The 20,370-nt window shown below is 37.7% G+C and carries 18 protein-coding genes; 1 reads left to right on the plus strand and 17 read right to left on the minus strand.

Annotated elements, in window-relative coordinates; all coding sequences use genetic code 11:
* Positions 1–22 precede the first annotated feature (22 nt).
* The 7 genes from BMMGA3_RS11425 to BMMGA3_RS11455 form a co-directional block, all read right to left on the minus strand.
* Positions 23–1,138, minus strand: coding sequence for a Nif3-like dinuclear metal center hexameric protein (locus BMMGA3_RS11425; protein ID WP_004435761.1), 1,116 nt, complete (start codon positions 1,136–1,138; stop codon positions 23–25).
* Positions 1,135–1,848 carry a tRNA (adenine(22)-N(1))-methyltransferase gene (locus tag BMMGA3_RS11430; RefSeq protein ID WP_004435765.1) on the minus strand — a complete coding sequence of 238 codons (714 nt, stop codon included), beginning with the start codon at positions 1,846–1,848 and terminating at the stop codon, positions 1,135–1,137. Before BMMGA3_RS11430 ends, BMMGA3_RS11425 begins: the two co-directional genes overlap by 4 nt.
* A gap of 167 nt (positions 1,849–2,015) precedes the next feature.
* Positions 2,016–2,387, minus strand: coding sequence for a cytochrome c550 (cccA, locus tag BMMGA3_RS11435; protein WP_004435768.1), 372 nt, complete (start codon positions 2,385–2,387; stop codon positions 2,016–2,018).
* Positions 2,388–2,574: 187 nt separating this feature from the next.
* Positions 2,575–3,720 carry an acyl-CoA dehydrogenase family protein gene (locus BMMGA3_RS11440; protein WP_004435771.1) on the minus strand — a complete coding sequence of 382 codons (1,146 nt, stop codon included), beginning with the start codon at positions 3,718–3,720 and terminating at the stop codon, positions 2,575–2,577.
* Between the two features lie 601 nt (positions 3,721–4,321).
* Positions 4,322–5,449 carry an RNA polymerase sigma factor RpoD gene (gene rpoD, locus BMMGA3_RS11445; protein WP_004435774.1) on the minus strand — a complete coding sequence of 376 codons (1,128 nt, stop codon included), beginning with the start codon at positions 5,447–5,449 and terminating at the stop codon, positions 4,322–4,324.
* 42 nt (positions 5,450–5,491) lie between these two features.
* On the minus strand, positions 5,492–7,294 hold the full coding sequence (gene dnaG, locus BMMGA3_RS11450) for a DNA primase (RefSeq protein ID WP_004435777.1): 1,803 nt from the start codon (positions 7,292–7,294) through the stop codon (positions 5,492–5,494).
* A 42-nt stretch (positions 7,295–7,336) separates the two neighbouring features.
* Positions 7,337–7,774, minus strand: a complete 438-nt coding sequence (locus BMMGA3_RS11455) for a YaiI/YqxD family protein (protein ID WP_004435780.1) — start codon at positions 7,772–7,774, stop codon at positions 7,337–7,339.
* A gap of 470 nt (positions 7,775–8,244) precedes the next feature.
* On the opposite strand from BMMGA3_RS11455, the gene mprF reads away from it, so the two are divergent.
* Positions 8,245–10,812: a bifunctional lysylphosphatidylglycerol flippase/synthetase MprF gene (mprF, locus tag BMMGA3_RS11460; RefSeq protein ID WP_004435782.1), complete on the plus strand. Its 2,568-nt coding sequence runs from the start codon at positions 8,245–8,247 to the stop codon at positions 10,810–10,812.
* A 221-nt stretch (positions 10,813–11,033) separates the two neighbouring features.
* On the opposite strand, the gene BMMGA3_RS11465 is transcribed toward mprF, so the two are convergent.
* The 10 genes from BMMGA3_RS11465 to BMMGA3_RS11505 form a co-directional block, all read right to left on the minus strand.
* The gene (locus BMMGA3_RS11465) at positions 11,034–11,834 is read right to left on the minus strand and encodes a pyruvate, water dikinase regulatory protein (protein WP_034669389.1); all 801 of its coding nucleotides are present in this window, start codon (positions 11,832–11,834) and stop codon (positions 11,034–11,036) included.
* Positions 11,835–11,880: 46 nt separating this feature from the next.
* Positions 11,881–12,513 carry a transcriptional regulator CcpN gene (locus BMMGA3_RS11470; protein ID WP_004435788.1) on the minus strand — a complete coding sequence of 211 codons (633 nt, stop codon included), beginning with the start codon at positions 12,511–12,513 and terminating at the stop codon, positions 11,881–11,883.
* Between the two features lie 210 nt (positions 12,514–12,723).
* Complete coding sequence (locus tag BMMGA3_RS11475; protein ID WP_004435791.1) at positions 12,724–14,106, minus strand: glycine--tRNA ligase; 1,383 nt, start codon at positions 14,104–14,106, stop codon at positions 12,724–12,726.
* Between the two features lie 291 nt (positions 14,107–14,397).
* Positions 14,398–15,153: a DNA repair protein RecO gene (gene recO / locus BMMGA3_RS11480; protein ID WP_004435792.1), complete on the minus strand. Its 756-nt coding sequence runs from the start codon at positions 15,151–15,153 to the stop codon at positions 14,398–14,400.
* A gap of 31 nt (positions 15,154–15,184) precedes the next feature.
* Entirely contained in the window at positions 15,185–15,328 is a 144-nt protein-coding gene (locus tag BMMGA3_RS17475; protein WP_004435793.1) for a YqzL family protein, read from the minus strand.
* 159 nt (positions 15,329–15,487) lie between these two features.
* Complete coding sequence (era, locus tag BMMGA3_RS11485) at positions 15,488–16,408, minus strand: GTPase Era (protein ID WP_004435794.1); 921 nt, start codon at positions 16,406–16,408, stop codon at positions 15,488–15,490.
* Entirely contained in the window at positions 16,401–16,793 is a 393-nt protein-coding gene (locus BMMGA3_RS11490; RefSeq protein ID WP_034669390.1) for a cytidine deaminase, read from the minus strand. Before BMMGA3_RS11490 ends, era begins: the two co-directional genes overlap by 8 nt.
* Positions 16,794–17,189: 396 nt before the next feature.
* A complete protein-coding gene (locus tag BMMGA3_RS11495) occupies positions 17,190–17,594 on the minus strand; it encodes a diacylglycerol kinase family protein (protein WP_004435796.1) in 405 nt (134 codons plus the stop codon).
* Complete coding sequence (gene ybeY, locus BMMGA3_RS11500; RefSeq protein WP_004435798.1) at positions 17,572–18,042, minus strand: rRNA maturation RNase YbeY; 471 nt, start codon at positions 18,040–18,042, stop codon at positions 17,572–17,574. Before ybeY ends, BMMGA3_RS11495 begins: the two co-directional genes overlap by 23 nt.
* Complete coding sequence (locus BMMGA3_RS11505) at positions 18,039–20,231, minus strand: HD family phosphohydrolase (RefSeq protein ID WP_004435800.1); 2,193 nt, start codon at positions 20,229–20,231, stop codon at positions 18,039–18,041. Before BMMGA3_RS11505 ends, ybeY begins: the two co-directional genes overlap by 4 nt.
* Positions 20,232–20,370: the final 139 nt, after the last annotated feature.

The following is a 20,370-nucleotide window of genomic DNA, read 5'->3' on the forward strand; positions in this document are numbered from 1 at the left end:
TCAAAGCAGAGTCAACCCCTTTTTAAATAAATTGAAAAGGGTCTGTATGAATCATCGAAGGCAAAATCGAAACTTGCCAGCCTTTTTCTTCGCACATTTTGGCAAGATTATTCGCAACGCCCTTTTTCATTACTTTTTCAACATTATGGCCGGGGTCAACGATGTTTACCCCCAACATCATAGCATCATGAGCAGTGTGATAATACATATCACCGGTGACAAATACATCGGCTCCCTTAAATTTAGCGTGGGATAAATATTTGTTCCCATCGCCGCCAACAACGGCTACCCTTCTGATTTTCGCATTTAAATTTCCGACAACCCTGACTTTATCTACTTCTAGGACATTTTTAATGTGTTCCGCAAATTCCTTTAACGACATTTCTTCGATATCTCCGATTTTTCCTAGTCCCAAAATCTCCCCTTTATTCTCTAAAGGATAGATATCATAAGCGACTTCCTCGTAAGGATGGGCTTTTATCATTGCATTTAACAGCTTTTTCTCAATGTTTTCAGGATAAATGGTTTCGATCCTGACTTCATCTACAGCTTCAAGTTTTCCATGATGCCCAATATGAGGGTTTGTATTTTCTCCCGGCAAAAATCGTCCTGTTCCACTTGCGGAAAATGAGCAATAGCTGTAATTTCCAATCGCCCCAGCTCCGGCTTTGCCCAATGCATCTCTTAATTCATCGGCATTTTCTTCAGGAACAAAAACAACTAATTTTTTCAGTTTTGTTTCGAAAGTTGGAAGAAGAATTTCAGTGTTTTCGAGGCCAATTGCTTCGGCAAGCATATCATTGACCCCGCCTTTTGCAATATCAAGATTCGTATGGGCTGCATATACAGCAATATCGTGTTTTATTAATTTTTCAATTAATCTGCCCTGATATGTATCCCCAGTAATTTTTTGGAGCGGCCTGTATATGAATGGATGGTGGGCTATAATGAGCTGAACATTATTTTGAATCGCTTCATCGACGACTTCTTCTAAAATATCAAGGGCAATTAACACATTTTCAACAGGCTTATTTAAATTGCCGATTTGTAAGCCTACTTTGTCCCCTTCCATTGCATAGCTTTTTGGAGCAAACTGTTCAAATAATTCAATGATTTGATAACCGTTTACTTTTTTCATTTTCTCCCTAAGGCCTCCTCAACTAAGCTGATTTTGTGCAGAAGCTCCTCTTTTTTCCGGCGAATTTCCGGCTTGTCGCCCGCTTGTTCCAGCTGACGTAAAATCCGTTTCCAATTGTCTTTTTCATTTGTCCATTTTTTTCTGAATGGCTCGTTTTGCTTTATTTGCAGCAATGGACCAAGGAGCAATCCGCTTTCTAAATTCTCTTCATAACCAATATAAGGATCTCCTTTTTCTGCTGCTAAAACCTCATAAATTTTCCCATCCTCTTCAAGAATTTCTTCAGAGATCAGCATCCAGCCATTTTCGAGAAGCCATTTGCGAATGGAAATAGCCCCTATATTCGGCTGAAGAATCAGCCTTTTAACATCTGTCAGCTTTTCTTTGCCTCTTTCCAAAATGTTTGCAATAAGTGTACCGCCCATCCCAGCAATCGTCACACAATCTACTTCCCCCGGCTCGACCACTTCCAGCCCGTCACCTTTGCGAACAAAAATATTATTCGTTAATCCTTCAGTCTGTACTTGTTTTAATGCCGATTGATACGGACCATCTGCCACTTCACCTGCAATGGCAAAAGTTACAATCCCCTTTTTTACTGCATGGCAAGGGAGATAGGCATGATCAGAGCCAATATCAGCAAGTCGTGAACCCATCGGAATAAAATGAGCAACGGTTTGTAAACGCTTAGAAAGATTTATTGTGTTCATTATTTCACCACTTTAACTTCGTTCGGTCCTATAACTCTTTTGTCACGCAAAGTATCTTACAAACTTTACGTTAATTTTAGGAGGAATGATTTTCTCTTCCGTTTTTTTTATAAGTATAGAAAAAGTCCTTTACAAATGCAAAGGACTTTCTCATAACTAACATATCATTATTTTAATCCTGATAGCCATTCAGCCATTTCATCTGCTTTTTCTTGAGGCACTAGCCCTGAAGGCATTGGGCCTTTACCATTCACAACAATTTTAGCAATTTCTGCTTTTGAAAGTCTTTTTCCAACACCTTTAAGTGATGGTCCTACGCCGCCTTGATATTGATCGCCGTGACATCCGATACAAGTTGTCTTATAGATATCTTCCGGTTTTTTAGCGGCAACCTGCTCTGTTTTTTGCTTTTCTCCTCCGCCCTTAGCATCTTTCGCCATTTCCTTAGCATCACCAAGGCCTTTAAAAGATAGCAGGAACATAAGACCGATACCGAAAACCATGATCAGCACGAACGGAATGATCGGATTACGATTCATGATTTAACCTCCTTATGTAAGAACATTTCCAATTATAATTATTAAGTACAAACAATTTATATTGTACCTTAAGAATCTCCTAAGGAAAAGCCCTAATGTGAACTTTGTCATAGTATGTTCAGAAAATAGACAAAAACTTCATCAAAAAGATGAAGTTTTTTCATGAAAAAATTATTGAAGAAATGAATCAAGATTGACAGCCAATTAGCCGGGCAATGACCATCCGCTGAACTTCAGAAGTTCCTTCTCCGATTTCGGTCAACTTCGCATCTCTCATGTAACGCTCTACATGATAATCTTTCATATATCCATAACCGCCGTGGATTTGAACAGCTTGGTTTGTCACTTCCATGCTAATTTCAGAAGCGTAAAGTTTGCACATAGAAGCTTCTTTTGAAAAAGGCCTGCCTTGATCCTTTAGCCATGCAGCCTTATAAACTATATTTCGTGCCAGTTCAATCTTCATTGCCATATCTGCAAGTTTAAATTGTATTGCCTGGAATTCAGATATCGATTTTCCGAATTGTTTTCGATCTTTTGCGTATTTTAACGCTCTTTCATATGCCGCCTGAGCGATCCCTACGGCCATTGCCCCAATACCTATGCGTCCGCCATCTAATGTCACTAAAAACTGTTTAAATCCTTCCCCTCTTTTTCCGAGCAAGTGCTCAGTCGGAACGCGTACTTTCTCAAGGACAAGTTCCACTGTGTTCGATGCATTCAAGCCCATCTTTTCATAATTGTCAATGACTGTAAATCCATTGGCGTTTGTCGGAACAATGATAGCACTAATTTCTTTTTTACTTTCTTTTTCACCTGTTATGGCTGTCAATGCTAAATGTTTTGCGAAACTTGCATTTGTAATAAAACATTTGTTTCCATTTATCACAAATTCCCCATTCTCTTCGATTGCAGTTGTTCTCGTACCTCCTGCATCAGATCCGGCATTAGGTTCGGTTAATCCAAATGCTCCAAACGATTCACCTGTACAAATTGGAACAAGAAATTTCTGTTTTTGCTCTTCTGTACCAAAAAGGTGTAATGGTGCACCACCAAGAGAAATATGGGCAGAATACGTAATCCCTGTTGAAGCGCAAGCACGGCTTAATTCTTCTGTTACGATTGCAAAACTGACGGTATCTGCACCGCCTCCTCCATATTCTTCAGGAAAAGGGAGGCCCATCATTCCCATTTCAGCAAGCTTTTTAAAAATTTCCAATGGAAATTCTTTTTTCCGGTCTCTCTCAAGCGCACCCGGAGCTACCTCTTCCTCGGCAAATTCTCGAATCGTCCGGCGAATCATTTCCTGTTCGGCAGTTAAATCAAAGTTCATCATCATCCCCCTTAACAATAATTGAAATCGCTTTCATACTATTATTATATGAGGGAGGAATGAATTTTCCTAACATTTAAAATTTTATCATTTTTTTATTATATTAAAATAAAAATTATTTATATGATAAATTTTTCAACAGTAGAAAATAACAAAATAAGAGCTGTAGCGATTAAAGGGAATTGATAAGACATTTTTTTTGCAGAAAAATAATAAATTCCTGTGATACCAATTAAAAACAAAAATTGACGCTAAACCTATTTGCAAAATGTAAGACAATTCAGTAAAATAAATGAAAAGCAAAGTAAATAGAAGAAGATAGAATTGCAGGACATTATGAAAACGGATTCTTTTTTCTGTGGAAAAGGGGCGAACTGCGCAAACAATAATAAAAATATTACCCCATCTTAGCAAGAATCTTGTTTAGCTTTGTAAATAGTTAGATCCTGGCTTCGCTCACACCGCCTAATTTTGGTTATGTTTTAAAATGAAACCTATTTCCACGTTAGGGTTGGGAGTTTAAAACTCATGCACGTTTACTGAAAATAAAAAAATAGTTTACTTCTATATGTAAGAAGTAAACTATTTCATGATAATCTTTTTATTCAAGGAAATCTTTCAGCCGCTTACTGCGGGAAGGATGTCTCAGCTTACGCAATGCCTTCGCTTCAATTTGGCGAATCCGTTCTCTTGTTACGCCAAATACTTTACCGACTTCTTCTAAAGTTCGTGTACGGCCGTCATCAAGGCCAAAGCGAAGCCGCAAGACGTTTTCTTCCCGGTCTGTTAATGTATCAAGCACATCTTCCAGCTGTTCTTTTAACAGCTCATATGCTGCATGATCAGATGGCGATGTCGCATCCTGATCTTCGATAAAATCACCAAGGTGTGAATCATCTTCTTCACCAATCGGTGTTTCTAAAGAAACAGGTTCTTGGGCTATCTTTAAGATCTCGCGTACTTTTTCCGGTGTTAAATCCATATCTTCGGCAATTTCTTCCGGAGTTGGTTCACGGCCAAGATCCTGCAATAACTGCCGTTGGACACGAATTAATTTGTTGATTGTTTCAACCATATGAACAGGAATTCGGATTGTTCGCGCCTGATCAGCGATAGCGCGTGTAATTGCCTGTCGGATCCACCAAGTAGCATAAGTGCTAAACTTATATCCTTTACGATAATCAAATTTTTCAACTGCTTTGATCAAGCCCATGTTTCCTTCTTGAATTAAATCCAAGAAAAGCATTCCACGGCCAACGTATCGTTTTGCTATACTTACAACGAGGCGAAGGTTTGCTTCAGCAAGACGGCGTTTCGCTTCTTCGTCTCCTTGTTCAATTCGTTTGGCCAGTTCTATTTCTTCTTCCGCTGACAAGAGATCAACACGCCCAATTTCCTTTAGGTACATTCGGACAGGGTCATTAATTTTTACTCCAGGAGGAACACTTAAGTCATTTAAATCAAATTCCTCATCTTCTTCTTTCTCTAGATCCTGCAGGTTTGGATCTGATTCCTCATTATCACCGACAAGCTCTACCCCTTGATCTCCAAGGAATTCATAAAATTCGTCCATTTGGTCAGAATCCAGCTCAAAATTGGACAATTTTTCAGCAATATCATCATAAGCAAGGACACCCGTTTTCTTTCCTTGCTCGGTTAATTGTTCTTTTACTTGTTCCAGGGTCATATCTGATTCGACCTCTTTTGAACGTGCTGATTTTTCAGCCATATGTCCCCCTCCTTCCAAAATCACAGGCAAAACACACCCAAACTATAGAGATTTGCGTAATTGAACAATTTCCATTGCAATAGCTGCTGCTCTTGCAAAATCTTTTTGGCGTTCAGCTTCCTTTTCTTCAAGTTCTTTTTCTTTTATCTTTAACATTTTTTGATAATTCAACACCTGTTTGATATAATCAGACATTTCCTGATCACTGATTTCATCGTTAATTGACATCATAGCGATGTCAGTAACGATTCTTTTTAATTTCTCATCTTTTAAATAGTTAATAAAGGCGCTTGAATCAGGCGAATGCCCATCTTCATAAAAACCAAATAAATAAGTTATGATTGCTTGGTGTTCATCAATGTTAAAGGTATGACCTTGAAGCAACTCTTGTACTTTATACGCTACATCGCTGTTTTTAAGCATGTGGGCAATCAAGCACCTCTCTGCTGTATAATATGCAGGCCTTAACTGATCTTTTTTAAAAGCAGAAAAGGTATGCATATTTTGCATGTTTCTATTTTTGCCCTGTTTCATCCGTTTTTCAGTAATAGAAACCTGCTGTTTTAAAGCTTCTAAAGAAAGAGAAAATTCGGCAGCCAATTGCCTCAGGTAATAGTCTTTTTCAACGGCATTATCAAGCATGCTGATTTCTTTCAATACTTCTTCGATGTATTGGAGCCGTTCTCCTTCAATTTGAAGGTTTTTCCCTCTTCGATAATAAAGAAGCTTAAATGACATGAAGGTCATGCTTGCCCCTATTACATCATGGCGAAATTTATCTCCACCATATTTCTTGATGTAGTCATCAGGGTCCAAACCTTCAGGCAAGAGGGCAATTTTAATTTGCAAGCCTGCTTCCGATAGCATCGTTGCCGCCCGGTAAGCAGCTTCAATACCTGCATGATCTGAATCATAACAAATGGTCACTGACTGAACATAACGGCGGATAAGTGCAACGTGATCATCTGTTAAAGAAGTTCCCATCGTTGCAATGCCGTTTTCCACCCCTGAATGATCCGCAGCAATTACATCAGCAAACCCTTCAAAAAGAACAGCTTGCTGTTGCTTTCGGATACTTGGACGAGCCAAGTGAAAATTATATAATATTTTGCTTTTATTAAAGATTGCTGTCTCGGGACTATTTAAATATTTGGGCTCATCAGCCCCCAATGATCTCCCGGAAAAAGCAATCGTATTTCCATTCCTATCAAATATCGGAAACATGATACGATCACGAAAGCGATCAAAGTAGCTGCCGTTATTTTCCCGTTTAATAATTAAACCCGCTTTCTCCAATAATGAAGGAGAGAACCCTCTTTTTGTCAAAAACTTATAAACAAAATCCCAGGAATTTAAAGAATATCCTATTTGAAATTTTTCAATAGACTCTCTTGTAAAACCTCTGCTTAACAAGTACTCTAATGCGTGCTGACCATCTTTTGTGTTTACAAGCAAATGATGGTAAAATTTTCTTAAGAGTTCATGTGCTTCCATCATTTGTTGAAATTCTTTTGGAATGGATTTTTCTTTGGAAACGTCAGAAGCTTCGATTTGAAGATCTATATTCGCCCTCTCGGCAAGCTTAATGACTGACTCCAGAAATGAAAGTCCTTCCACTTCCATTAAAAAAGAGAACACATTTCCACCTGCACCGCATCCAAAGCAGTGATATAGTTGTTTGTCAGGAGAAACAGAAAATGAAGGTGTATTCTCACCGTGAAACGGGCACAAGCCAAAATAGTTTCGCCCCTGTTTTTTCAATTGAACATAGTCACTAATAACATCAACTATATCAACTGATTGCCTGATGGCATTTATTTTCTCTTCAGCGATACGCTCTGCCATGATGAGGACAACTCCATTTTACAAAAAGGTATTCAATGCACATTAAAAAAACCCTTCATATTTCGACAAAATCTTTGTCAATTGTTTCACAAACTTTATTCTGTCATTCTGTGTGAAAGGTTTTGGACCTTTTGCATAGATCCCCCGGCGGCGCGCTTTTGCGGAAAGATATCGTATATCGAGTGCCGTATTGATTTCATTTTCTTCATACATAATTCCCCTCGGCGACAGGGCATAAACCCCTTTTGGTAAAAGAGCTGAGGCTAATCCAATATCCTGGGTAACAATGATATCACCAGACTTCGCCCGATTCATAATAAATAAATCAACCGCTTCTTTCCCGGAATCTACATATTCCCAAAATGAACCTGCCGTATCAGCTTTGAAATGATTATAGGAAGCAATAAAGATCGGCTTTATTGAATAGAAAGACGCAATTTCGACAATTTCTTTTTTAACGGGACAAGAATCCGCATCCACAAGTATTGTCGGAAGGCCTATTATATTACTACTAATTCTACATCCCTCCGTATATTCCTTCTTTCGAAAGATAACTTTTCAAAATAGAGATATGTCGAATTTTTTTCTTATTGTTTCCTTGACATCTGACAATAAATAGTTTATTCGTTCAGATGAAAGTCTAAACCTTTTCTAATACATTTTTATCACAATTTTTTATTATAGTATAAAAAAATTGATTATGCCAATATTTTTTACTATACGATGGTAGCAACTTTCGAGTGATCTAAATTTATATCAATAACGTAAAAGAAAGGTTTTAATTCTTTATTGAATATGGAACTTTTCGGACGAAAAAATCTATATGAAATATGAATAATGGTTGCTCGATTTACTTTTGCTGTGCATGATTAAAATCATTTACAGTTGATAGTATGAAATGCTAAAAAAGATTATAGGTACCATTTCGTTCGGACGGGAGCTGAATTTTATTGAATACACTTCAAAGAAAGTCGCTAAAAACAGGGCTAAAAATCGTCTTCTCTATTACAATTTTAGTTTACATACTCTTTCAAGCAAAAAAAGAAATAGAAGGAATTTCTATAAAAGACGCTTTGCTGCTTTTCAAATCGCTTTCTAGCTTTGAGATTGGATCGGCGATCACTGTTGGACTCCTGGCAGTATCTTTAATGTTTTTTTATGACTTAGTTCTCACAAAATCCCTTCGATTGCCGATTTCGGTAAAAAAAACATTTAAAATTTCCTGGATGGCAAACACCTTAAACGGTTTACTCGGATTCGGTGGAGTAATTGGCGCCTGGCTAAGAGTATTCTTTTACAAACAACATACTGACAAACCGGACAAAGTAATTCAAGGCGTAACTTTCATGGCTTTTTCTATGCTAAGCGGACTATCTCTGTTGTCAATTTTTGTTCTGCTGGATGTGTTTCATGCCAAACCATTACTAGAGACAAAAAAATGGCTTTACATTGCACTGATTGGTGTAGTGCTATTTTTACCATTTTATTTATTTACGACATTCAGAATGAAAAAAGAAAATGAAGACCGTTTTATCGGCTTAAAATTTACGGTCGTCTCCACGCTAGAATGGATTGGAGCTGCTTTCACCGCCTATTATTCCATCCATTTGATGGGCCAAAATGTATCCCTGTCTACTGTATTTGGAGTGTTTTTTATTTCGGCCATTGCCGGTCTCGTTAGTATGATTCCAGGCGGATTTGGAACTTTTGATTTAATGTATTTAATCGGAATGACTTCTCATGGAATATCCGAAGAACTAGTCCTATCGAGCCTACTCCTTTATCGGATTGTATACTATTTTATTCCGTTCGGACTCGGTCTTCTTTTATCCATATTTGAATTTGGAGAAGGCGCTATAAAAAGGTTTGAAGATAAACCAATCATTGGACCTGCAATTGAAACTTCCAGCGTGATCCTTTCCCTTCAAAAAGGATGGATCTCAAAAATCCCTTTTTTCTCAATAAGCATCGTCATTGCGATTACTGGTTTTTACTGCTTAGTTGCAGGGTTTAACAGCTTTTATTATGCTCCGGAACTTCAGGGAAATCAATTTCTGTTGGGGCTGGAATTGTTTTTCTCATCTTGTACGATTTCGTTTTCGATCATCATTCTTTTGCAAGTGAAAGCAGTCATCAAAGAAACAAAGAGATCTTTTTTCAGTATACTTATTTCTTTAGCTGGACTGATTGTTTCACTGACGATAACAGACGGAACGATCTTTGAAATCGGATGGCTTATCACTGTATTTATTATTCTTTATAACATATATAAAAAGCTTCAACGAATAAGAGCACCACTCACACTGTATAAGAAAATGCTCAGTACTTTATTTGTATTAGCAATCTATTATGTTTATTATGTTTTTATTCAAACCGCGATTGAATATTCAAACAAAAGTGATATTGCCGTTGAAAAAAATGCTATGTATACAACATTTTTTTTAAGTATAGTTATTTTGTCGATCGCAGGAACGGCTATTTATAATTTTTTTGAAAGGCTTCATCATGAAAGATTGGGAATGGAAGTCAATGAAGAACTATTGAAAGATATTCTACATACATATGGAGGAACCTATTTGAGCCATTTGGCATTTTCTAATCAGTTATCTTTTTTTATCGGCACGGACAAGAAAGCTTTTTTGCAGTTTTCTACAATCGGACATACAGCGGTTGTTCTTGGTGACCCTGCTGGAAAACCTGAATCCTTTTATCCGTTATTAACTGAGTTTTACGAAAAAGCTGATATCTTGGGATATGAAATTATTTTTTATCAAACTCATCAAAAATATATGGGGATGTATCATGATTTTGGAAATATTTTCTTTAAACTTGGGGAAGAAGCGATTGTAGATCTTGAAAATTTCAACCTTTCCGGAAAGAAAAAAGCCGGTCTTAGAGCAACGATCAATAAATTTAATAGGGAAGGCTATCAATTTAGCGTGATTGAACCGCCCTACCAAGATAAATTATTACAGGAACTGGAAACAGTATCAAATAAATGGCTTGGAAAGAGAAGAGAAAAAGGTTTTTCAGTTGGTTTTTTTGACCGAGATTATTTAAACAAAGCGCCTGTTGCTATTCTAAGAGACAAAGATAATCAGCTGATGGCGTTTGCGTCCATTATGCCCGCGTATCAAAAGGGAGTGCTCTCCATTGATCTTATGAGGTATTTACCTAATAGTCCGAGCGGTTTGATGGATGCGCTATTCATTCAATTGTTTGAATGGGCAAAAGAGAATGGATATCATACATTTAACATGGGGATGGCTCCACTATCAAAGGTAGGCGAAACAAGAAATTCGTTTCTGCGTGAAAGAATTGCGGCAAATGTATTTGAAAATATTCAATACATGTATAGCTTTGCAGGTTTGCGAAAATTTAAGGAGAAGTTTAACCCGCAATGGGAACCAAGATTTATGGTGTACAGTAAATATAGATCATTGCCTTTGAAAATGATTGCTGTTGCGCGTTTAATCAATCGGCCAAAAAAAATGTGGCCACGCAAAATATTACATTAAAAGCAAAGGAGGCTGTCTCATAAGGATCTGACCCCATGTGTATTTATCAATATATAGCACATTTATCCAACAATATGTCCTATATATTGTGTTATGGGGTCTGACCCTTAGGCTTTTGAGACAGCCTCCTTCCTTTTAAATCCTCCAACTTCGCATCCTTGCTTACAAAAAATTTTCTTTAAAATGAAAAAAGCACGTATCATGTGATATGTGCTATTTTCCTAATGATTATTCTGATAAATTTTTAAAATTACATTTGCAGTTTCTTCAACTGCTTTGTTCGTAACATCAATAAAGGGACAGCCTATTTTTTCAACAACCTTTTCAAAATAAATGAGTTCCTCTTTTATTCGTTCGATATTCGCATAATTTGCCTGATAGTTTAACCCTAATGATTTTAATCGTTCACGGCGTATCTCGTTTAATTTTTCCGCACTTATTTTAAGCCCAAAGCATTTTTCAGGTCTGACAAGAAAAAGCTCTTCGGGTGGATCAATTTCAGGGACAATCGGCACATTTGCTACCTTTAGCCGATTATGGGCTAAATATTGAGATAAAGGAGTTTTCGATGTTCTCGAAACACCTATAAGGATAATGTCCGCCTTAAGAATTCCCCGTGGATCACGGCCATCATCATATTTAACTGCGAACTCGATCGCTTCTATTTTTTTAAAATAATCATCATCCAATCTTCTCACAAGTCCCGGTTCAAAGAGAGGCGTTTTGCCGAACAAAATTTGGAGTTGATCCATTAGCGGGCCAATGATATCGCAAACATATAGCCCTTCCTTATCAGCCATTTTTTTTAAATAACTTCTCATTTCAGGTTTTACAAGTGAGTATGCAATCATTCCTTGGTCTAATTTCGCAAGGGCAATGAGCTCATCAATGTTTTCTTTCATTTCTATGTAAGGAAACCTTTTTATTGTGACATCTACACCGTTAAACTGACTGAGTGCTGCCTTTGTAACCAATTCAGCTGTCTCGCCAACGGAATCAGATACAACATAAATGATAGGCATTTTGTTCGTCAATCATAACAATCCCCTCTGGCCGAAATTCTATTTTTTATTCATTTTTTACAAGTGACACAAATGCTTCTGTAATATTCGTTTTTGTAATTCTTCCTATTACTTCAAAACCTTTTTCAGTTTCTTTCACCACAGGCATAGCATCAATTTGCTTTTCAATTAACTTCATTGCTACATCAATCAGCAAATCATCCTTTTGGCACATTGTAATGTTCGGCATCCTTGTCATAATAATGTTAACCGGCAATGTAGTTAACTCCTGTTTTCCGATACTTGCCCTCAGTAAATCTTTCCTTGAAAGAACGCCAGCCAATATAGACGATTCGTCGACGACAAATAATGTTCCGACATCCTCAAGAAACATTTTCACAATCGCATCATATACAGAAAGATTTTCAGGGACTACGACGGGAACGGATTGGTAATCCTTTACATAAATTTTTTGCAAATTTTCAGTAAGAAGCTGAGCTTCTGATTTACCTGTATAAAAATACCCGACCCTGGGCCTTGCGTCAAGGTAACCGGCCATCGTTAAGATTGCCAAATCAGGACGCAACGTGGCCCTTGTCAGATTTAGCTGCTCTGCGATTTGCTCGCCGGTAATTGGACCATTTTCTTTTACAATCTGCAAAATCTGTTCTTGGCGTTTGTTCAGTTCGATTGTACTCACCACCTTAAAAGAAAAGCTGAAGCGCCTAGACGCTGCAGCTGAATATTAATGAAAAAAGCGCTCAAAAGGTTATACTATTACATTAATATTATATACTAATTCTCTCTTTTGAAAAGTGTCTTGATTTGATGAACCAATTATTTTTTCTTAAGGTATTAAATAAAGACTTTCAAAATGAAAAAAGTACGGACAAAGATCCGTACTTTCTTATTAAAATTGAATTTTTTCTTGAATAAAACTTGCAAGTTCTGCTATCGGCACACGTTTTTGTTCCATTGTGTCGCGGTCTCTGACGGTAACCATTTTATCGTCTTGAGAATCAAAATCGTATGTGATGCAAAATGGCGTTCCGATTTCATCATGGCGTCGGTAGCGCTTGCCAATCGATCCTGATTCATCGTAATCAACGAGAAAATGCTTTGATAACTCTTCGAAAATTTGTTTAGCTTCCTCAGAAAGCTTTTTAGACAATGGAAGAACAGCTGCTTTATATGGTGCAAGTGCCGGATGTAAATGCATCACAGTTCTTGTCGTACCATCTTCAAGTTTTTCTTCTTCGTAAGCATCTATCAAGAATGCAAGTGTTACCCGATCAGCTCCAAGTGACGGTTCAATGCAATACGGAATGAATTTTTCATTTGTTTCCTGATCTAAATAGTGGAAGTCTTCACCGGAATATTCCATATGCTGTTTCAAATCGTAGTCGGTTCTTGAAGCAATACCCCAAAGTTCTCCCCAGCCAAATGGGAATTTGTACTCAAAATCTGTAGTTGCATTGCTGTAATGGGATAACTCTTCTTCAGAATGATCGCGCAATCGGAGATTTTCCCTTTTCATTCCTAAAGAGAGAAGCCAATTTTCAGCAAACTCCTTCCAATAATCAAACCATTTCAACTCTTCACCGGGCTTGCAGAAAAATTCAAGTTCCATTTGTTCAAATTCTCTTGTGCGGAATGTAAAGTTTCCAGGTGTAATTTCATTTCTGAAACTTTTACCGATCTGGGCAATGCCAAACGGAAGCTTCTTTCTCATTGTACGCTGAACATTTTTAAAGTTTACGAAAATCCCCTGTGCGGTTTCAGGACGAAGGTAAATTTCATTTGCACTTGTTTCTGTAACACCTTGGAACGTTTTAAACATTAAATTAAATTGGCGGATGCCGGTAAAATCTTTACTGCCGCAGTCAGGACATGCAATATCATGTTCTTTTATCAAAGACTCCATTTTCTCAAACGGCAGTCCGTCAACGACCATTTCAATTCCTTTCTCATCAAGTGCATTTTCGATTAATTTATCAGCTCGATGTCTTGCCTTACAATTTTTGCAGTCAATCATTGGATCATTAAAATTGCCGAGATGCCCTGAAGCTTCCCACGTACGAGGATTCATCAAGATGGCAGCATCTAAGCCTACGTTATAAGGGGACTGCTGGACGAATTTTTTCCACCAAGCCTGTTTGATGTTGTTTTTTAATTCAACGCCAAGCGGACCATAGTCCCACGTATTTGCAAGGCCGCCGTATATTTCCGAGCCTGGAAAGATAAAGCCCCGGTGCTTTGCATGTGAAACAATTTGATCCATTGAAACAGTCATAAATCTCGCTCCCTTTTTTATGTAATTAACGTAAATAAAAAAACTCCCGATCCTATGCCTTTTGCATAGGGACGAGAGTTACCCGCGGTTCCACCCTACTTGCTGTTAAAAACAGCCACCTTATGTGCCGACTGGCACCAACATTGCTCCGGAACGCCTTCCTTAACTTTCTATACCCCGGCTCCCACCATCCCGGGTTCGCTTTTATAGAAGTGGTTAAGTACTCCTTTCCATCACAGCAACGTATTAATTTACTATGAATCTTATCGGATAGATTTTTACTTGTCAATATTATGACAGCAAATCACGCATTTTATCAATTTGATTCAAGAATTTCTTCGTCTTTAATTTCAAACCTGAGTATTCATCATAATAAGCAGAAATAACTTTTTTCAATTCCGCTTTTGTATCCGGTTTAACTGAAATATTTCCAAGCCTTGAAAGGTCAAAATAATAGAAAAGCCTCAGTAATTTAGCAGTTGCAGAGGAAATTTTAAGCGCATAAGGATCTTTTTCAATACACCGGTGGCAAATAAATCCCCCTTCCCGGATTGAAAAAGAAAAATGCCCATCTGTGTTGCCGCAAATGGTACAGTGATTTAATTCAGGATAGAGCCCCAAAGAATTGAGCATTTTCATTTCATATATATTCGTTAAAATATCGAGGTCATACCCTTCATTCATAAATTTCAAAATTTGAAGCAGCAATTCAAAATGATAAGGATTTGATTTTTTTTCCTCAGTGCTTTTATCCGTCAGTTCCAAAATGTAACTCGCATATGCAGTTAAAAAAATATCCTCTCGAATCAAACGCATTGAGGATAATATTTCACCTTGCTGCAAGCTGCCAAGACCGCTGCCTTTTTGAATTAAAAAGTATCCATATGTAAAAATCTGGGTGACGGCAGAAAGGCGGCTATTCGCCTTTTTTGCCCCTCGCGCCATCACACCAATCTTTCCCCACTCACGGGTATATAATGTAACAACTTTATTTGCTTCACCATAATCTGTTGTCCTTAAGACGATGCCTTCACATTTTTGAAGCATCACAAGTCACCACCGAATGATAGGGACAAACTTATGAAATGGGAAAATCAACTTCTGTTAGCTCGTCTTCCAAACTTACGGGTGTTTCTTGTCTTTCCTTCTCCAATTCTTTAAAGAGAAGATATGTGTCAATATCACCTGTTTGCGAAAAAACTTTCCAGGTAAAATCCAACATTGAAAACCCCACCTTTCGAGCAATTTTTCTATCCCAAGTCCTTAACAATTATCATAGCCTGCCATCCAAAAATCATGAGACGAAAAATTTGTTAATCATTATCATGCATAAACAAAGAATTCCATTAATAACTTATTTAGGATTGAATTTTCATATAAATCAGTACTCATCTTCACGAAAACCATAATCGCGAAGCTGTGAAATCTTATTGCGCCAATCTTTTTGAACTTTTACCCATAGTTCGAGAAATACTTTTGAACCAAGCAGGTTTTCAATATCCACCCTGGCTCTTTGGCCTATTTCTTTCAACATTTTTCCTTGTTTGCCGATGATGATTCCTTTTTGGGAGTCTCGTTCGACGATCACAGTTGCCATTACATGGATCACGTCACTTTCTTCACGCCGCTCCATTTTGTCAATAACAACTGCCAATGAGTGAGGCACTTCTTCACGGGTTAAATGAAGGGCTTTTTCTCGAATCAATTCAGAAACAATAAATCTTTCTGGATGATCAGTCACCTGATCAGCCGGATAATACTGTGGCCCTTCTGGCAAATATTTCTTAATCTGTTCTAAAAGCGCTTCCACATTATTCCCTTGAAGTGCAGAAATTGGAATAATTTCACTAAATGAATACTTTTCTTTGTAAGATTCAATTAAAGGCAGCAATTCATCAGGATGGATCTTGTCAATTTTATTAATAACGAGAAAAACAGGCGTTTTTATTTGTTGAAATTTTTCGATGATAAATTCTTCACCGCGACCGAATCCTTCCTCAGCATTGACCATAAATAAGATGAGATCGACTTCTTTTAAAGCGTTAATTGCAACCTTCATCATAAAATCGCCTAATTTATGCTTCGGTTTATGGATTCCTGGTGTATCTATAAATATGAGCTGTGAATCATGTAAAGTGAGCACACCTTGTATTTTGTTTCTTGTTGTTTGCGGTTTATCGCTCATTATAGCAATCTTTTGGCCGATTACACGGTTAAGGAAAGTTGATTTTCCCACATTTGGCCTGCCGATAATGGAAATAAACCCTGATTTATACTCTGTTCGTTCTTCTCTGTTATTCATATAAATCCTCCGGTGAAAATGCTCCTGGCAATAATTCTTTGACTGTTAATTCTTTTATATCACCATTTAAATTTGCTAAGACTACTTTCATATCTTGAGGGCAAAGCTCAGAAATTACTTGGCGGCATGCTCCGCACGGCGGCACTGGACGTTTCGTATCCGCAATGACGGCTAAAGCTTTAAATTTTCGTTCTCCTTCTGAAAAAGCTTTAAATAATGCCGTTCTTTCTGCACAATTTGTCATGCTGTATGCCGCATTTTCGATATTGCATCCATGGTAAACTTTTCCGCCATCTGTCAACAGCACTGCCCCCACTGCAAATTTAGAGTAAGGAACGTATGCTTTTTCTCGTGCTTTTTTTGCTTCTGCAATCAAATGTTCCATAATCAATACAATTTCTTCCTTTCCTAAAGAAGACTGCCTTCTTTATATTTTACCTTATTTTTGCTTTCATTTCATCGATATTAGCAAAAGAGAAATAAAAAAATTGAATTTTCTAAATATATTTCAAGTTGGAATGTTGCGCTCTGTAATTTTATCGAAAATGATGAGCGAATTCAAATTTTTGAAAAAGAACAAAAGGCGCAAGCGCCCCATTTAGCCCCGACAAGCACAAGACGAATCACGCAAGAGTCGATAGACTCTGGAGTGATTTGGCTTGTGACCTCGAGGGGCTGGGCGCTGGAGCCAGATTACGATAAACTCTATTCAAAGTTATACACAACGTATTGAAATTTATAATTTCCTTAAAAATAAAAAAGTTGCTGTAATGGCAACTTTTTACAAACGTTGTATAAAACTAAAGATTTTAGGCAGAAACACAATCAGCCCGATGATTGCTGACATCACTGCATAGATTAGGACAGCACCGGCCGCTGCATCTTTCGCCTGTTTTGCCAATGGATGAAATTCATCTGTTACAAGATCAACAGCACGCTCGATAGCTGTATTAAGAAGTTCTAAAGCAAGCATTCCTCCTATCGCGACAATCACTGCCACCCATTCAAGAGCTGAGAGTGAAAAAATTATTCCGGCGATGATTACTACTACAGCAAACACAAGATGGATTTTCAAATTCCTTTCTTTCTTTATAGCCGAAACAATGCCTTCATATGCAAAAACAAACGACCGGAATACACGGATGGAAAAGACCTTTTTTTTATTACCGTCCGAGCCCAAACTCATCTAAAATTTTCCTTTGTCTAGAGAACATTTCTTTTTCTTGTTCATCGGTTTCATGATCATATCCCAAGAGGTGGAGAAATCCGTGTACTGATAAGAAACCGAGTTCCCGCATGAACGAATGTCCATATTCCTCTGCCTGCTCTCTTGCCTTTGGTACAGAAATAATGATATCCCCAAGCACTCTTGGCATGTCTGCGCCAACAAGTTCCACCTCTCCTTCACCCAATTCCTCCATAGCAAAAGAGATGACATCTGTTGGTCTGTCCTTATCCCTGTATTCCCGATTTATCTCCTGAATTCGTTCGTTTGAAACGAAGGTTACCGACAGTTCACAGTCTTCTTCTAATTGTTCACTTCTTGCTGCAAAAAGCAATAATTCTTTAATATGAAGTATTTCCTGTTCAGTAAGGCTGTTTGTTTCATCAAATGTGTCAATTATTAACCTCATGCTTGTTTCACCTTCTGTTTTGTCATTTCAGGATACTCGATCCTAGAGTGAAAAATCCCTTTTAATGTTTCACATAATGTATGTGCAACTGTTTCAAGTTCTTTTAGCGTAATGTCGCATTCATTCATCTGACCATCCTGCAAACGGTCAGATATGATATTGCGAACGATGGACTCAATCTGTTCATTTGTAGGGTGCGACATCGACCTTACTGCTGCTTCAACACTATCAGCAATTCCAATAACAGCAGCTTCCTTCGTCTGGGCTTTCGGGCCGGGGTAGCGAAATTCTTCGTCGTTGGCTTCTAATCCATTTTGCTTTGCTTTATGATAAAAATATTTCAATAGTGTTGTGCCATGATGCTGTTCTGCAATATCCACAATTTCCTTTGGGACCCGATGCTTTCTTAATGTTTCAGCGCCGTCTGTGGCATGAGCAATAATAATATTTTTGCTTGTATGAGGCGGCAGCCGATCATGAGGGTTTTCAATATTCATCTGGTTTTCAATGAAAAATTGCGGCCGTTTCGTTTTGCCAATATCATGATAATAGCAACCAACCCTGGCTAGCAAACCGTTTGCTCCAATTGCTTCACAAGCTGATTCAGCCAGATTCGCGACCATTAGACTATGATGATACGTGCCAGGAGCTTCGGTTAAAATTTTTCGCAGCAGCGGGTGATTAGGGTTCGACAATTCAATTAATTTCATCGTTGACAATATTCCAAAACCAGCTTCAAAAAATGGAATCAAACCAATTGTCAATACAGCAGAAGAGATCCCAGAAACTAGAGCCGAAATAAAGTAAAAGCTAAATTCCAGTCCAGAATAATGCCCGTTTCTTAAAAACATTAAGGACAAGATAATAACAATATTTACCACTGCTACAAACAGCCCAGCTTGCAGGATTTTCGAACGGTGATTAAGCTTGCTTAAAAACAGGATCCCAGCAATGCCGCTGCATAAAATATATATGCCTATGGAAATATGAAGTGATCCGGTAATACCCTCATTAAAAATGATGCTTCCGCATATTGCCAAAGTAATCGTCATAAACACAGCCAATTTTTCGTCAATTAAGATTTTAATGAGCATAGGCGCCATCGCTGCAGGAAATAAATAGCCTATTTCTGAATAATCGAATTCCTGGAACAAGCTGATGATTTTCATTATAATAATGGACAGAATAAAAATAAGACTAAACATAAGCAAATATGTTCGTTTTCTAGCCGTTTCAACATCCAGCTCGTGAAAATAATAGTAGAGAGCGGACAAAATGACAGAAATAATAATGCCTAGGCCAAGGAAAGGCTGAATTGATTTATCATTATCGAGCATGCCGACAAGCTCAAGCTGCCGGTAAATATCCCGGTTAATCAATTGCCCTTCTTCTACTAAAATTTGCCCTTGAAGAATTTTTACAGGTTCTATATCTTCCATCGCTTGCCGGCGGAGTTCCTCGGTGGCAATTGGATCATAAAACTCGTTTTGAATAATGGCATATCTCCCCAGCTCTATGGCTGCTCTTTTTATATTTCCTGAAAGGCTCGTAAATTTTAATTCTTCTTCCAAGCGTTTTTTTGCATTTTCAACTTCATCCGCCGGTATCCTTTGGCTCATGATGTTATTTATTGCAGTTACTGTTAAATCCTTAGCAATGGATAACTCGTCTTTCGATGCCTGTAATAGTGATTTAAACACATGATCTGATAAATCTTTTGTAACATTTTCGGTCAGTTTTTCTTTTAACCTAGACAATTTTTCTGATATGCTCGGCTCCGAAACGGCATCCGGTTTTTCTCCTTTTTTGACCGCTTCTTCATATTCCTTTTTCTTCTTGTCCATTTCCTCTTTAATTTCCCCGTTTAATTCCGATACAGAATCAAAAATTGAAGAGATTAAATCAACCCTGTTTTCAGTATATTCTTTTTTTAGAGTATAAACATCCTTCACTTGATCGCTGGCTTCTCTGCGCTTCTTTTCTGTACTTTCTTTGTCTTCAATCGTTATGGGCGACCGTATTGTTTGATCCGCAACTGAAAAAAGCTTGATATCAAGTTTTTCCGGTTTGACATTGCTGTACATGGCCGCATATAGAACGATTCCTAAAATAAAAAATAAAAGCACTCTGAAAAAAGTAATATCCAACAAATTCCCTATTTTTGCAAACTGATGCTGAAGTTTTTGCATCTTCTCTACCCCTCCTATCATGGCGAGAAAATTGTCTGCCAGATAAGCGAACAATGAAATATGGATCTAATTATGTAAAATGATAACAGTTTTTTTGCCAACTTTCATCCTCAAAAATAGCCGTCCGGCATTCCGAACG

This window comes from Bacillus methanolicus MGA3, from assembly GCF_000724485.1.
Taxonomy (GTDB): Bacteria; Bacillota; Bacilli; order Bacillales; family Cytobacillaceae; genus Bacillus_Z; species Bacillus_Z methanolicus_A.